The 14,144-nt window shown below is 69.6% G+C and carries 13 protein-coding genes and 1 pseudogene; 10 read left to right on the top strand and 4 right to left on the bottom strand.

Annotated elements, in window-relative coordinates; all coding sequences use genetic code 11:
* Nucleotides 1-2 precede the first annotated feature (2 nt).
* Genes RS86_RS01735 through RS86_RS01705 form a run of 7 tightly spaced genes read left to right on the top strand, consistent with a single transcriptional unit; the run spans nucleotide 3 to nucleotide 5,808 of the window.
* Entirely contained in the window at nucleotides 3-731 is a 729-nt protein-coding gene (locus RS86_RS01735) for a 16S rRNA (uracil(1498)-N(3))-methyltransferase (protein ID WP_045270492.1), read from the top strand.
* A 39-nt stretch (nucleotides 732-770) separates the two neighbouring features.
* Entirely contained in the window at nucleotides 771-1,118 is a 348-nt protein-coding gene (locus RS86_RS01730; RefSeq protein ID WP_045270491.1) for an HIT domain-containing protein, read from the top strand.
* A 4-nt stretch (nucleotides 1,119-1,122) separates the two neighbouring features.
* Nucleotides 1,123-2,196 (top strand): PhoH family protein, encoded by a 1,074-nt coding sequence (locus RS86_RS01725; RefSeq protein ID WP_045270490.1) that lies wholly within the window; start codon nucleotides 1,123-1,125, stop codon nucleotides 2,194-2,196.
* Nucleotides 2,193-2,657 carry an rRNA maturation RNase YbeY gene (gene ybeY, locus RS86_RS01720; protein ID WP_045270489.1) on the top strand — a complete coding sequence of 155 codons (465 nt, stop codon included), beginning with the start codon at nucleotides 2,193-2,195 and terminating at the stop codon, nucleotides 2,655-2,657. Before RS86_RS01725 ends, ybeY begins: the two co-directional genes overlap by 4 nt.
* Entirely contained in the window at nucleotides 2,654-3,955 is a 1,302-nt protein-coding gene (locus RS86_RS01715) for a hemolysin family protein (RefSeq protein ID WP_045270488.1), read from the top strand. The genes ybeY and RS86_RS01715 overlap by 4 nt, the downstream gene beginning before the upstream one ends.
* Nucleotides 3,945-4,865 (top strand): GTPase Era, encoded by a 921-nt coding sequence (era, locus tag RS86_RS01710; protein WP_045270487.1) that lies wholly within the window; start codon nucleotides 3,945-3,947, stop codon nucleotides 4,863-4,865. Before RS86_RS01715 ends, era begins: the two co-directional genes overlap by 11 nt.
* Nucleotide 4,866: 1 nt before the next feature.
* Nucleotides 4,867-5,808, top strand: a complete 942-nt coding sequence (locus RS86_RS01705; protein ID WP_052680007.1) for an NADP-dependent oxidoreductase — start codon at nucleotides 4,867-4,869, stop codon at nucleotides 5,806-5,808.
* Nucleotides 5,809-5,836: 28 nt separating this feature from the next.
* On the opposite strand, the gene RS86_RS01700 is transcribed toward RS86_RS01705, so the two are convergent.
* A complete protein-coding gene (locus RS86_RS01700; protein ID WP_045270486.1) occupies nucleotides 5,837-7,627 on the bottom strand; it encodes a DUF2207 family protein in 1,791 nt (596 codons plus the stop codon).
* An 87-nt stretch (nucleotides 7,628-7,714) separates the two neighbouring features.
* Nucleotides 7,715-9,136, bottom strand: a complete 1,422-nt coding sequence (gene thrC, locus RS86_RS01695; protein WP_045270485.1) for a threonine synthase — start codon at nucleotides 9,134-9,136, stop codon at nucleotides 7,715-7,717.
* Between the two features lie 245 nt (nucleotides 9,137-9,381).
* Here thrC and leuA point away from each other — a divergent pair, with 245 nt between their 5' ends.
* Nucleotides 9,382-11,145: a 2-isopropylmalate synthase gene (leuA, locus tag RS86_RS01690; RefSeq protein ID WP_045270484.1), complete on the top strand. Its 1,764-nt coding sequence runs from the start codon at nucleotides 9,382-9,384 to the stop codon at nucleotides 11,143-11,145.
* Between the two features lie 146 nt (nucleotides 11,146-11,291).
* Here leuA and RS86_RS01685 read toward each other — a convergent pair whose 3' ends face one another.
* A complete protein-coding gene (locus RS86_RS01685; protein ID WP_045270483.1) occupies nucleotides 11,292-11,978 on the bottom strand; it encodes a trimeric intracellular cation channel family protein in 687 nt (228 codons plus the stop codon).
* Nucleotides 11,979-12,013: 35 nt separating this feature from the next.
* On the opposite strand from RS86_RS01685, the gene recO reads away from it, so the two are divergent.
* Both recO and RS86_RS01675 read left to right on the top strand, forming a co-directional pair.
* Nucleotides 12,014-12,742 carry a DNA repair protein RecO gene (gene recO / locus RS86_RS01680; protein ID WP_045270482.1) on the top strand — a complete coding sequence of 243 codons (729 nt, stop codon included), beginning with the start codon at nucleotides 12,014-12,016 and terminating at the stop codon, nucleotides 12,740-12,742.
* Complete coding sequence (locus RS86_RS01675; RefSeq protein WP_045270481.1) at nucleotides 12,739-13,548, top strand: isoprenyl transferase; 810 nt, start codon at nucleotides 12,739-12,741, stop codon at nucleotides 13,546-13,548. Before recO ends, RS86_RS01675 begins: the two co-directional genes overlap by 4 nt.
* Before the next feature lie 117 nt (nucleotides 13,549-13,665).
* Here the strand turns inward: RS86_RS01675 and RS86_RS20880 are convergent.
* Nucleotides 13,666-14,144 (bottom strand): annotated as a pseudogene (locus RS86_RS20880) (HNH endonuclease); the annotation flags it as partial.

The raw sequence follows: 14,144 nt of genomic DNA, 5'->3' as shown, positions 1-14,144 counted from the left end.
CGATGGCCCTGCACTTCGTGACGCACGATGCGACCGCGGCGACGGCCGGATCCGTCGTGGCACTCACCGGGGCCGAGGCCAAGCACGCGGCCGTCGTGCGCCGGGTGCGGATCGGCGAGCCGATCACGCTCGGCGACGGGGCCGGCACCTGGCTCGAGGGCGAGGTCGCCTCGGCGGCACCGGGTCTCGTCGAGGTGCGCATCCTCTCGCGCCGGCAGGATCCCCGTCCCGACCCTCGGATCCTGCTCGTGCAGGCGCTCGCGAAGGGCGACCGCGACGAGCTCGCGGTGCAGGCGGCGTGCGAACTCGGGGTCGACGAGATCGTGCCCTGGCAGGCCGCGCGCAGCGTCTCCCGGTGGGAGGGCGCCAAGGCGGCGAAGGGCCGGGAGCGCTGGTCGACGATCGTGCGCGAGGCCGCCAAGCAGGCGCACCGGTCCTGGATCCCGGAGGTCGCCGGCGTCGAGACGACCGCGGATCTGGTGCGCCGCGCGGCCACGCAGCGCGTGCTGATCCTGGATCCCACGGCCCCTGCGGCGCTGTCCGCCCTGGTCCAGGACGAGCGCGACCTCGTGCTGGTCGTGGGACCGGAGGGCGGGATCGCACCGGAGGAGATCGAGCGGCTCGTCGCCGCCGGTGCCGAGCGCGTGCTGCTGGGCGACACCGTGCTGCGCACCTCGACCGCAGGCCCTGCCGCGATCGCGGTCCTGAACGTGGCGCGCGGGCGCTGGTAGTCCGCCGTCGCGCAGCACCGCGCCGATAGACTGGGCCGCATGAGCGAACCCTCGATCTTCACGCGCATCCTGAACGGGGACATCCCCGGCGAGATCCTGCTGGAGACCGATGACGTCTTCGCGATCCGCGACATCAACCCGCAGGCGCCGCTTCACGTGCTCGTGATCCCCAAGTCGGAGCAGTTCCGCGATGTCACCGAGCTCGCCGCGGGCGACCCTGGACTCATGGCGAAGATGGTCGCCGCGGCCAAGGAGATCGCGGACGAGCACGCGAACGGCGAGTACCGCCTGATCTTCAACAACGGCGCGAGCGTCGCGCAGTCCGTCTTCCACGTGCACGCTCACGTGCTCGGCAATCTCGAGGAGAACAAGCTCGTTGGCTTCTGACGACATGGCGGAGTCGATGACCTCGGCCCGCATCGAGGTGGACGGAGTCGCGATGGTGCAGCTGCTCGGCCCGCAGGACCGGCTGCTGCGCATGCTCGAGAAAGAGCATCCCGCGGTCGACGTGATGGTGCGCGGCAACGAGGTCACCCTGACCGGCGAGCCCGCCGCCGTGCGCTCGGCGCAGAAGCTCGTGGACGAGCTCATCGAGCTGACGCGCTCCGGGCATGCGCTCGCCCCCAGCGACGTCGCCCAGTCCGCGCGCATGCTGGAGCGGGAGGGCGTGCGCCCGAGCGAGGTCCTCGGCGAGGCGATCCTGTCCACGCGCGGACGGGTGATCAGGCCGAAGACGCTGGGCCAGAAGGAGTACGTCGACGCGATCGACGAGAACACGATCGTGTTCGGCATTGGCCCCGCCGGCACCGGCAAGACGTATCTCGCGATGGCGAAGGCCGTGCAGGCCCTGCAGCGCAAGGAGGTCGAGCGGATCATCCTGACCCGCCCGGCCGTCGAAGCGGGGGAGCGGCTCGGATTCCTGCCGGGGACGCTCACCGACAAGATCGACCCGTATCTGCGTCCGCTCTACGACGCCCTGAACGAGATGATGGATCCGGAGATCGTGCCTCGCCTGATGGCGAGCGGCACGATCGAGGTCGCTCCTCTCGCGTACATGCGCGGTCGCACGCTGAACGACTCGTTCGTCGTGCTCGACGAGGCGCAGAACACCACGCCGGAGCAGATGAAGATGTTCCTCACCCGGCTCGGGTTCGGCACGCGCATGGTCGTCACGGGCGACATCACGCAGGTCGACCTTCCTCTGGGGGCCTCGGGCCTGCGCGTGGTGACCCGCGTGCTGAAGGACATCGACGACATCCACTTCTCCCGGCTCACGAGCGACGATGTCGTGCGCCACTCGCTGGTCGGCCGCATCGTGGATGCGTACACCGAATACGACGAGCAGCGCACCGCGTCCCGCACCGAGCGCGAGCAGGCGGCGGAGTTCGCCAACCGTGCCGAGCGCCGCGCGGGGCAGCAGCGCCCCGGACCACGAGACCGCATGCCGAAACGAGGCCTGAAATGATCGAGATCAACAATGAGTCGGCGATCGCGATCGACGAGACGGTGCTTCTGCGCCTCACCGAGCGCAACCTCGGCCAGCTGAACGTCAGCGCCGATGCGGACGTCGCCATCGTCCTCGTCGACGAGGGCGCCATGGAGGCGCTGCACGTGCAGTGGATGGACGAGCCGGGTCCCACCGACGTGCTGAGCTTCCCGATGGACGAGCTCCGTCCCGGCACGATCGACCGTCCCACCCCGCCGGGACTGCTCGGCGACATCGTACTGTGCCCTCAGGTCGCGGAGACCCAGGCCGCCGCGGCCAAGCACACGCTCATGGACGAGCTGATCCTGCTCACCACCCACGGACTGCTGCACCTGCTCGGATTCGACCACGCGGAGCCCGAGGACGAGAAGGAGATGTTCGGTCTGCAGCGCGAGCTCATCGCCGGCTTCGCCGCGGACGAGCGCTCCCACGGTCGATGACTCCATTCCTGCTGCTCGCCGGCGCGATCCTCCTCGTCGCCTTCGGCGGGCTCATGGCCGCGATCGATGCGGCCCTCTCGGTGACCTCCCGGGCGGATCTCGAGGAGATGGCCTCTGAGGGCCGCAATGCGCCGGCCCTCGCCAGGATCGCCGCGGATCCGGAACCGCACGCGAACGCGGTCGCCTTCATGCGCGTGTTCGTGGAGACGGCGGCGGCGGTGCTCGTCACCGTCGCCCTCGTCCTGCTGTTCGACGATCAGATCTGGTGGGCGATGCTCGCCGCCGCGGTGATCATGACGGGCATCACCTTCGTGCTCGTCGGGGCGAGCCCTCGTTCCTTCGGCCGTCAGCACGCCGACGCCATGCTGCGCGCATGCGCCCCCACGATCCGCGCGGTGCGCGTCATCCTCGGGCCGATCGCGCAGGGGCTCGCCGTCTTCGGCAGCCGGGTCACTCCGGGGGCGGGGCGGAGCACGTTCGCGACCGAGACGCAGCTGCTCAGCATGGTCGACGAGGCGGCCTCGCACGATCTCATCGAGGCGGACGATCGCGAGCTGATCCACTCGGTCTTCGACTTCACCGACCAGTTCGTGCGCGCCGTCATGGTGCCGCGCACCGACATGGTCACGGTCGACGCCACAGCGACCACGTCCGAGGCGATGGACCTCTTCCTCGACCGGGGCGTCTCGCGCATTCCGGTCGTGGACGACGAAGCCGACGACGACGTCGTCGGCGTGCTCTACCTCAAGGATCTGGTGCAGTTCGCCTATCGGGACGACCGCAGCTGGCGGGCCGCATCGGCGCGCCGCCTCGCTCGCCCCGCGGTGTTCGTGCCGGAGTCCATGCGCGCGGAGACCCTCCTGCAGCAGATGAAGCGCGAGGCCGTGCACGTGTGCATCGTGATCGACGAGCACGGCGGGATCGCCGGCCTCGTCACGATGGAGGATCTCATCGAGGAGCTCGTCGGCGAGATCTCCGACGAGTACGACCGGCCCGGCGCCGAAGTCGTCGAGCTCGAGCCGGGACACTACCGGGTGAGCGGGCGGCTCAGCCTCGAGGACGTGGGCGAGCTGTTCGGCGTCGAGCTCGAGGACGATGACGTCGACTCCATCGGCGGGCTCCTGGGCAAGGAGCTCGGCCGCATCCCGACTCCCGGTGCGACGGCCGTCGTGCGCGGGCTGCTCCTCACCGGCGGCGCCTCGCGGGGCCGCGGGCGCGGCATCGAATACGTCTTCGTCGAGCGGGCCGAGGAGCCGCTCGCGGGGGATCAGAACAAGGAGAACCACGATGAGCGATGAGCGCGACACCGAGACCCCGACCCCGCACCGCAGCGGGTTCGTGACGTTCGTCGGCCGGCCGAACGTCGGCAAGTCCACTCTCACGAACGCGCTGGTCGGCGAGAAGATCGCGATCACCAGCGAGAAGCCGCAGACCACGCGGCGCGCCATCCGCGGCATCGTGAACCGCCCCGACGGGCAGCTCGTGATCGTGGACACCCCGGGGATCCACCGGCCGCGCACCCTGCTGGGCGAGCGCCTGAACGATCTCGTCGGGCAGGTGCTCGGCGACGTCGATGTGATCGGCTTCTGCGTGCCGGCGACCGAGAAGGTCGGCCCGGGCGACAAGCGCATCGCCGCATCGCTGGACGGGTACCCGCGGGCGAAGAAGATCGCGATCGTGACCAAGGTCGACATCGCAGAGCGCGACGAGATCACCGAACGGCTCATGGAGGTCGACTCGCTGCGCGAGGACTGGGCGGCCGTGATCCCGCTCTCCGCGCTCACGCGGGTGCAGCTGGACGTGCTCGCGGACGAGGTGCTCTCCCTCATGCCGGAGGGGCCGTCGCTGTACGGGGACGACATCGTCACGGACGAGTCCACCGAGGACCGCATCGCCGAGATGATCCGCGAGGCGGCGCTCGAGGGCGTCCGCGACGAGCTGCCGCACTCGATCGCGGTCGTCGTCGACGACATCTCGCCCCGCGAGGACTCCGACCTGACCGACGTGCACGCCTCGATCGTCGTGGAGCGGGACAGCCAGAAGGCGATCATCATCGGACGCAAGGGCGCCAGGCTCCGCGAGGTCGGCGCGACCGCGCGGGCGGGGATCGAGGAACTGCTCGGCACCCGGGTGTTCCTCGGCCTGCATGTGAAGGTCGCCAAGGAGTGGCAGCGCGACCCGAAGCAGCTCGGCCGGCTGGGGTTCTGACGTGGGCGTCGCCGCGCAGCAGTGGATCGCCCCGGATTGGGGCGGTCCGCAGCGGTGGCGACTGACCGACACAACGGCTCCGGATCCGCAGCAGGGCGAGGTCACGATCCGCGTGCGCGCCGCCGGGATGAATCCGGCCGACCACAAGCACGTCGCCGCGCCGAGGCCCGGCGTCGCGCTGCCGGTGCCGATCGGTTACGAGATCTCCGGCGAGATCCTCGCGATCGGACCCGGCACCCGGATCGGCTCGGGCGAGGTTCAGGTCGGCGACGAGGTCGTCGCGTTCCGCGTACGAGGCGGCTATGCGACCGCGCTCACCATTCCCGCCGAGAAGGCGTTCCGCAAACCAGGGCCGCTGTCGCACGCCGAAGCGGCGAACCTGCTGCTCGCCGGAACCACAGCGGCGGAGATGCTCGATCGTGTGCACGCCGCCGCGGGGGAGACGATCCTGCTGCACGGCGCCTCGGGTGCGGTCGGCGTCATGGTGCTGCAGCTGGCCGCCTTGCGGGGCGTCCGCGTGATCGGGACCGCGAGCGCCGCCGGTGCGGAGCGCGTGCGCGGGTTCGGCGGGATCTCGATCGCGTATGGCGACGGTCTCCTGGACCGGGTGCGCGGTACGGGCATCCCTGTTGCTGCGTCGCTCGACGCGATCGGCACGGACGAGGCGGTCGACGTGTCCCTCGCCCTGATCGAGGATCGCGCACGGATCGTGACGATCGCGGCGCCCGGTCGTGCCGCGGAGCACGGCTTCGGGGCCATCGCAGGGACGCAACCCGCCAGTACCGCATTCCGCGATGGCATCCGCGGCGAGCTCGTCCGACTCGCCGATGAGGGACGTCTCGTGGTGCCCCTCGCCCGCACCTATCCGCTCTCCGAGGCCGTCGAGGCCACTCGCTTCCTCGCCGAGGGCCACCCCGGCGGCAAGGTCGCGCTGATCCCCTGACGAGCGGCCCGGCGTCGCGACTCCGGGCTCACCACCCGCCCGAGGATCCGCCTCCTCCACCGCCGCCGGAGAATCCGCCGCCGAAGGAACCGCTCGAACTGGACGATGTGTTCGGCGTGGGGGTCGGGCTGAGCGAGCTGTTCATGCCGCTGAGCGATCCGGCGAAGCTCGCGCCCGTGTAGCCGTAGTACCAGCCGGGCGTGATGCCGTCGTGCTCGTACTGCACGGCGAGCACCTGGCCCCACTCGCGCTCCATGCCGAACAGCATCGCGTAGGGCAGCAGCCGCTCGTACAGCACGATGACGTCCGCCGTGCCGTCCGAGCGGCGTTCCGCGCCGCGGTAGGACTGCAGCATGCGGATCCGATCGGCCTCGGCCAGCCGGATGTATTCGCGCACCCCGAGCAGGTACTCGCGCGTCTCCGCGCCCTGCGGTGTGAGCACTGCACGGCGCGGCAGCGAGACGAGGAGCGCGACGAGCGCGATCGCCGATGCGACGATCCCGACCACGAAGGTCGCGATCGCGGCGGGCCGGCCCACCGCCATGCCGGGGACCGCGAGCGCGACCGCGCCGAGGCCGGCGGCGAGGGCGATGACGCTCAGGATCACCGCGAGCACGGAGCGCTGCCGCACGAGCAGACCGCGCTCGAACGCTGCGACGTGCGCGGAGCCGGAGAGCGCTTTGAGCCGGGCGACCAGGGCGTCGTTCGGCACCTCGAGATGCAGGGTCGTGCCGACCGGATCTCCGGTGAACAGCGCATGCAGCGCCTCCCCGTCGAGCGCATCGGGGGCGAAGGAAGGGTCGAGCAGTTCGAGCATCGGCTTGCTCTCGCCGTCCGAGATGCGGATCGCCTTGTGGACGGCGAGGTGCACCATCTCCGCGGAATCCGCGACGGGCTTTCGTCCCTCGATCTCGGCGGCGAGGACGGGCGGAAGCGTGTCGGGCACATCGTACTGGGCGACCACGATGCCCCGGCCGCTGCGGCGTCCGCTCCGGCGCAGCAGTCCGATTCCGAGGATCGGGCCGCCGATCGCGAGCAGCGCGGCGAAGCCCGCGACGGGATACGGCGCCACATCCGTCATCGGATCCGGCTGCCGTGCCGGGGACTGCGCGAAGGTGCCCTCCTTCATCGGGAAGGCGACGGTGACGCCGGATCCGGCGGGGATGTTCTCCTGGGTCACGGAGAACCCGCCGGTCCCGGGGACGGGGGACAGCGTGCAGGCAGTGGTGGAGCCGGCAGGACCGGCGTAGCAGGAGGGGGCGCCGATCATGGCGGCGTCCACGTCCTGGGCGAAGGACAGCTCGGCGGAGAAGTGGGCGATCGGCTGCGTGGAGTTCAACGGGAGCAGGTTCCAGTACCACTCGTCGATCGCGCGGTCGGTGGGACGGTGAACGACGTCTCGCATCGTGTACCGGATCACGTAGGTGGTGCGCCCGTGCGCGTAGGCATCCGGATCGCCGATCTTCAGCTGACGCTCGCCGTCGTCGGTCTCGCTGTCGTCGTACGGCAGCACCGTGCCCGCGCCGTCCGTGATCGAGACGACGTGCAGCCCCAGCGGCGCACCCTCGTACCAGGTCGGCAGTCCGCGGACGATGCCGTGGTTCTGGTCGAACTCGGGGAAATCCGCGACGAGTGTCTCGGTCACCGCCAGCATCGCGCGGCCGTCGGCGTCGCGGCTGAGCTGATACTGCGCATCCCAGGACGCGTAGGAGAAGTCGTTCGTGTCGGCGCGCGCGGCGGGGGCTGCGAGCAGCGGGGCCAGCACGAGGGCGAGAGCGCCGAGCAGGGCGAGCAGCCGGGCGCGCAGTCGAGCCGTCATGCCAGCCAGACTATCCGCCGCAGCCCTCGCGCCGAGCTCCTCTGCGCCGTGCGTGGCGTTCTGGTGCTCCGCGGGCCGAGGCGTCGATCAGTGCAGGGCGCTCGTCTCGATGATCGTGCGCAGCGTGGCCTCGTCGTTCGGGATCTCGGTGACGCGCTGCGGGGCGGCGAGCAGGGTCTGCAGCTCATCCGACAGCGGCAGCTCGATGCCGAGCGCCTCGGTGATCGTCTCGCCGAACTTCTCCGGCTTGGCGGTCTCGAGCACGAGCATCGGCACACCGTCCTCCACGAACGAGCGCGCGACCTTCACGCCGTCGGCCGTGTGCGGGTCGATGATCGTGCCGCTCGCCTCGTGCACGGCGCGGATGGTGGCGAGCCGGTCGGCGTGCGTGCTGGTGCCGCTCACGATCCCGAACTCTTCGGCGAAGCGCGGCAGATCCGCGGTGAAGTCGAAGGCGCCGGTGCGGGAGAGGTCGTCCCATGCCCCGACGACGCGCTGCGGGTCGCGGCCCACGAGGTCGTAGATGAAGCGCTCCAGGTTGGACGCCTTGGAGATGTCCATCGACGGGCTCGACGTCGCGAGCGTCTGCGCGGCGCTGCGGGGGCGGTAGACGCCGGTGCGGAAGAAGTCGTCCAGCACGTTGTTCTCGTTCGCGGCGAGCACGAGCCGGCGGATCGGCAGTCCCATGCCCCGGGCGAAGAAGCCGGAGAGGATGTTGCCGAAGTTCCCGGACGGCACCGCGAAAGACACCTCGAAGCCCTCTCGCTCTGCCGCGCCGAGGTCGTCGGTCGCGCGCAGCCAGGCCCAGAAGTAGTACACCACCTGCGCCGTGATGCGGGCGAGGTTGATCGAGTTGACCGCGCCGAGGTGCTGGGTGTTCTTGAAGTCGAGGTCGCCGGCGAGGTCCTTGACCAGGTTCTGGCAGTCGTCGAACACGCCGTCGACGGCGATGTTGTGCACGTTCGCGTCCTGCAGCGAATACATCTGCGCGCGCTGGAACGGGCTCATCCGACCCTGCGGGGAGAGCATGAAGACGCTGATGCGGTCCTTGCCGCGCAGCGCGTGCTCTGCCGCCGACCCGGTGTCGCCCGAGGTGGCGCCGACGATGTTGAGCACGCCACCGGTGCGCTCGAGCGCGTACTCGAGCGCCTGGCCGAGGAACTGCATCGCCATGTCCTTGAACGCCAGCGTCGGGCCCTCGGAGAGGCCGACGAGTGTGATCCCGTCGCCGATCGGAGTGAGGGGCACGGGCGTCGAGAAGACGGCGGGGGAGTAGGCGGCCGCGCAGAGCGCCGCGAGATCCTCGCGCGGGATGTCGGTGGCGAACAGGCCGAGCACCTCGGTCGCCAGCTGCGCGTAGTCGAGTGCGCGCCAGGACTCGAGGGTCGTGGCGTCGACCGTCGGCAGCTGCTCAGGGACGAGCAGGCCGCCGTCGACGGCCAGTCCCTCCAGGAGGGCCTCGCTGTAGGTCTTCGGCTGCCCGCCACCGCGGGTGGAGATGTACTGCACGAGCTGCTCCTCGAAAGTCGGCCGTCTCGGATCCGCTCGTAGACGTGCGGATCCGCGTGCATCGATTCTCGCAGGTCCGTCACAGCCCCGAGGCCCGGATGACGCCGTGCTAGCATGGCCGCATGCGCGCAGGCGGTCTGCTTCTTCTTAGCTGCCGCGACGAGTCCCGTTTCTGAGGGCCCCACTCGTCGCGGTGTTCGTGTTGGCCCGCCCCACACTTGAAGCGACGAGAAGAGCAACCCCTCATGATGAACAACCAGCGCCCCTCCGCGATGCCGATCCACAAGTACCGGCCGTTCCACGAGCAGATCCGTTTCGACCTGCCCGATCGCACCTGGCCCTCCGCCCGGATCACGAAGGCGCCGCGCTGGTGCGCGGTCGACCTGCGCGACGGCAACCAGGCGCTCATCGACCCGATGTCGCCCGAGCGCAAGCGGGTCATGTTCGAGCTGCTCGTCGGCATGGGCTACAAGGAGATCGAGGTCGGCTTCCCGTCGGCGAGCCAGACCGACTTCGACTTCGTGCGTCAGCTCATCGAAGAGGACCTGATCCCGGATGACGTCACGATCCAGGTCCTGACGCAGTGCCGTGAGCACCTCATCGAGCGCACCTACGAGGCCATCGCGGGTGCCAAGCAGGCCATCGTGCACTTCTACAACTCCACCAGCGTGCTGCAGCGCGAGGTCGTGTTCCGCTCCGACCGCGAGGGCGTCAAGCAGATCGCGCTCGAAGGCGCGCGGCTGTGCCGCGAGTTCGAGAAGCGGATCCCCGACACCGAGGTCTACTACGAGTACTCGCCCGAGAGCTACACCGGCACCGAGCTCGAGTACGCCGTCGAGGTCTGCAACGAGGTGCTGGAGATCCTGCAGCCGAGCCCTGGCCGCAAGGTGATCATCAACCTGCCGGCGACCGTCGAGATGGCCACTCCCAACGTCTACGCCGACTCGATCGAGTGGATGAGCCGTCACCTGAACCACCGCGAGAACGTGATCCTCTCGCTGCACCCGCACAACGACCGGGGCACCGCGATCGCGGCGGCGGAGCTGGGCTACATGGCCGGCGCCGACCGCATCGAGGGATGCCTGTTCGGCAACGGAGAGCGCACCGGCAACGTCGACCTCGTCGCGCTGGGCATCAACATGTTCACTCAGGGCATCGACCCCGAGATCGACTTCAGTGACATCGACCAGGTCAAGCGCACGGCCGAGTACTGCAACCAGCTGCCCGTGCCGGAGCGCAGCCCGTGGGCCGGCGATCTGGTGTTCACGGCGTTCAGCGGATCGCACCAGGATGCGATCAAGAAGGGCTTCGAGGCGATGGCCGCGCGGGCCGAGGAGCAGGGCGTCACCGTCGACGACATCGAGTGGGGCGTGCCCTACCTGCCGGTCGACCCCAAGGATCTGGGTCGCTCCTACGAGGCCGTGATCCGCGTCAACTCGCAGTCCGGCAAGGGCGGTGTCGCGTACCTGCTGAAGACGGACCACGCCCTCGACCTGCCGCGGAAGCTCCAGATCGAGTTCTCCGGAGTCGTGCAGGGCAAGACCGATGCCGAGGGCGGCGAGGTCACCAGCGAGCAGATCTGGGCGATCTTCAACGACGAGTACCTGCCTGCCTCGGCCGACGACGCCAAGTGGGGTCGGTTCGAGCTGCTCGGCACTCGCACGAACAGCGACATGTCCGGAGATGTCACGCTCGATGTCGTGCTGCGCGATGACGAAGAGCGCGTCGAAGCCGAGGGGCGTGGAAACGGCCCGGTCGCGGCGTTCATCGAGGTGCTGCGCGAGCGGGGCTTCGAGATCTCGCTGTACGACTATGTCGAGCACACGCTCTCGACCGGCGGAGACGCCCAGGCCGCGGCGTACGTCGAACTGCAGGTCGGCGACCAGCGGCTGTGGGGCGTCGGGATCGACGGCGACATCTCCACGGCGTCGCTCAAGGCCATCGTGTCCTGCGTGAACCGCTCCATCCGGGCCAGGGCCGCCGCCGACGCGGACCTCGTCACCGCCTGAGCTGTCCCCAGCTTCTCCGCATCGTCACCCCGTGTGCGGAGGATCCGTCCGCGGCGCAACCGTCCGCGTGACTGCGCCTGCGCCTCGAGTCCGGCAGAACCTGCCGGACTCGAGGCGCAGACGTGTTTCAGGGGTGCGGACGTGTTTCAGGGGCGGATGATCGGGATCATGCCGGTCTCGGCGGCGACGCGGCGACGGTAGAGCGCGCGCTGCTCCGGCAGGGACAGGTCGAACGCCACGGCGAGCACGCGGATGATCGCGGTCAGGACGATGCCGATGATCGCGGCCGGCACGATGCCCATGCCGAGTCCGTGCGCGATCACGATGAATGCGCAGCCCGCGCCGGCGGCGACCGCGTACAGGGATCCGACGTGCATGATCGACACCGGCAGGCCCATGAGCATGTCGCGGAGCACGCCTCCGCCGGCGGCCGCGCAGACGCCGATGAACACCGCAGGCACCTCTGGCAGGCCGAACGCGATCGCCTTGCTCGTGCCGAACGCGCCGAACATGCCGATCACGACGGCGTCGAGCCCGACGACCACGGCGTTCAGACGCTGGAAGAGACCTGCGAGCAGCATGCCCACGAGGGCAGCCCCGCCGGCGGTGAGCAGGTACCAGTTGCTGTGCAGCGAGGCGGGCGGCTGGCCGAGGAGGATGTCGCGGATGAGGCCGCCGCCCATGCCGATCATGATGCCGATGATGGCGACGCCGAGCAGGTCGAGGCGGCGTTCGCCCCGGAAGCCGCTCGCGAACATGGCACCCTGCACGCCGCCCAGGCCTACGCCCAGCAGATCGGCCCACAGCGGGATGGTGAAGGTCGGTTCGGTCACAGCTCTATTGTCCCCGGGAGTGGGATGATCGAGGAATGCCCACTTACCGAGACGAAGCGGTGATCCTGCGCACCCACAAGCTCGGTGAGGCCGACCGGATCGTCACGATGCTCTCGCGCGCGCACGGCAAGGTCAGGGCTGTGGCGAAGGGGGTGCGCCGCACCTCGTCGAAGTTCGGTTCGCGGCTCGAGCCGTTCATGGTGGCGGACGTGCAGCTGTATCAGGGGCGTTCGCTCGACATCGTGCAGCAGGCCGAGTCGCTGGGTTCGTACGGTGCCGAGATCGCGCTGCACTACGACCGCTACACGGCAGCCAACGCGATGGTGGAGACGGCCGACCGGCTGAACGACTCCGAGGCGACGCCCGAGCAGTATCTGCTGCTGGTGGGCGGGCTGCGCGCTCTCGCGCGCGGTGAGCATGTCGCTCGCAGCATCCTGGACTCGTATCTGCTGCGGGTCATGGCGCTCTCGGGCTGGGCGCCGTCGTTCGACGATTGCGCGCGCTGTGCGAAGCCCGGTCCGCACTCGGTGTTCGTCGCACAGATGGGCGGCATCGTCTGCGATGAGTGCGCGCCCGTGGGCAGCCCACGCATTCCCTCGACGGCGATCGAAGTGCTCCGCGCCCTGATCGCGGGGGACTGGGAACGCGTGGATTCCGCGTCCGATCGCGATACCGCGGCCGCTTCCGGTGTCATCGCCGCCTATGCCCAGTGGCATCTCGAGCGGGGGATCCGCTCGCTCTCGCTCGTGGAGGGAACCCGTTGAGCCCCAAGCCGTACACGCACAAGGACGCCGTCCCGTACCGTCCGCTGGACTGGACCGGCGTGCAGCCGCCGGCGTTCCCCGCCGTGCCGAACCACGTCGCGATCGTCATGGACGGCAATGGCCGCTGGGCGAATCGTCGCGGGCTCAACCGCATCGAGGGGCACAAGGCGGGTGAGGAGGTGCTGCTCGACGTCGTGGCCGGTGCGATCCAGGCCGGTGTCAAGCACCTCAGCGTGTACGCGTTCTCCACGGAGAACTGGGCGCGCTCTCCGGAGGAGGTCCGGTTCCTCATGGGGTACAACCGCGACGTGCTGCACCGTCGTCGCGACCAGCTCAACGAGTGGGGTGTGCGGATCCGGTGGGCGGGGCGCAGGCCGCGCCTGTGGGGTTCCGTCATCAAGGAGCTGGAGTACGCATCGGAGCTGACGCGTGGCAACGACACGCTCACGCTCACGATGTGCATCAATTACGGCGGGCGCATCGAGCTCGTCGATGCGATGCGATCGATCGCCGAGGACGTGAAGGCCGGGCGGATGCGCCCGAGTGCGATCACGGAGAAGGCGATCCGTCGCCACCTGTACATCCCGGACATGCCGGATGTGGATCTGTTCCTGCGCAGCTCGGGGGAGCAGCGCACGTCGAACTTCCTGCTCTGGCAGTCGGCGTATGCGGAGATGGTGTTCCTGGACACGCTGTGGCCGGACTTCTCCCGCGAGGAGCTGTGGCGGGCGATCGGGGTCTATCTCTCCCGTGATCGTCGTTTCGGTGGGGCGGTCGATACGCCCGACGCCGTTTCCGGGGCCTGAGTTCGCGGGGCTTCGGCGGCGACGGCGGCGACGGCGGAGACGGCGGTTCCGGAATGACGGCGCCGCGCTGCGGACACGCAGGCCCGGCCTGACCCGGCCCCTTCTTTGGGAGTGGGTTCAGGCGGCGGGGTGGATTCGTTTGGGTGGTGGGTCGATGTTTCCCCACGCGTAGCGGAGTGGGAGCCTCGGGTGCAGCACGGATCGTTGCCCGTCGGGGTGGTGCAGGATGAAGTCGTCCTTCCGGTGGCGGGTGACGTGCCGTCGGCTGTGGTGGAGTTGCATGTGGTGGAACCGGCAGAGCAGTATGCCGCGGTCGATGTCCGTGCGGCCGTCGTCGCGGGCCCATTCATCGATGTGGTGCGCTTCACAGTAGGACGCGGGGCGATCACACCCCGTCCACCGGCACCCGCCGTCCCTGACAGCGAGTGCGATGCGTTGTTTCGGGGTGAACAGTCGTGATTCCCGCCCGACGTCGAGGGGGTTCCCACAGGTGTCGACGGTGACGGGGATGGTTCCGGTGTCGCAGATGCGTCGTTCCGCGACCGCGGCGGGGAGCGCGGTGAGGCCGTCTTCGGTGACCGCGACCGGCGCCAGCG

It is taken from the genome of Microbacterium azadirachtae, from assembly GCF_000956505.1.
Taxonomy (GTDB): domain Bacteria; phylum Actinomycetota; class Actinomycetes; order Actinomycetales; family Microbacteriaceae; genus Microbacterium; species Microbacterium azadirachtae_A.
This window is presented reverse-complemented; position numbering and strand designations above follow the sequence as displayed.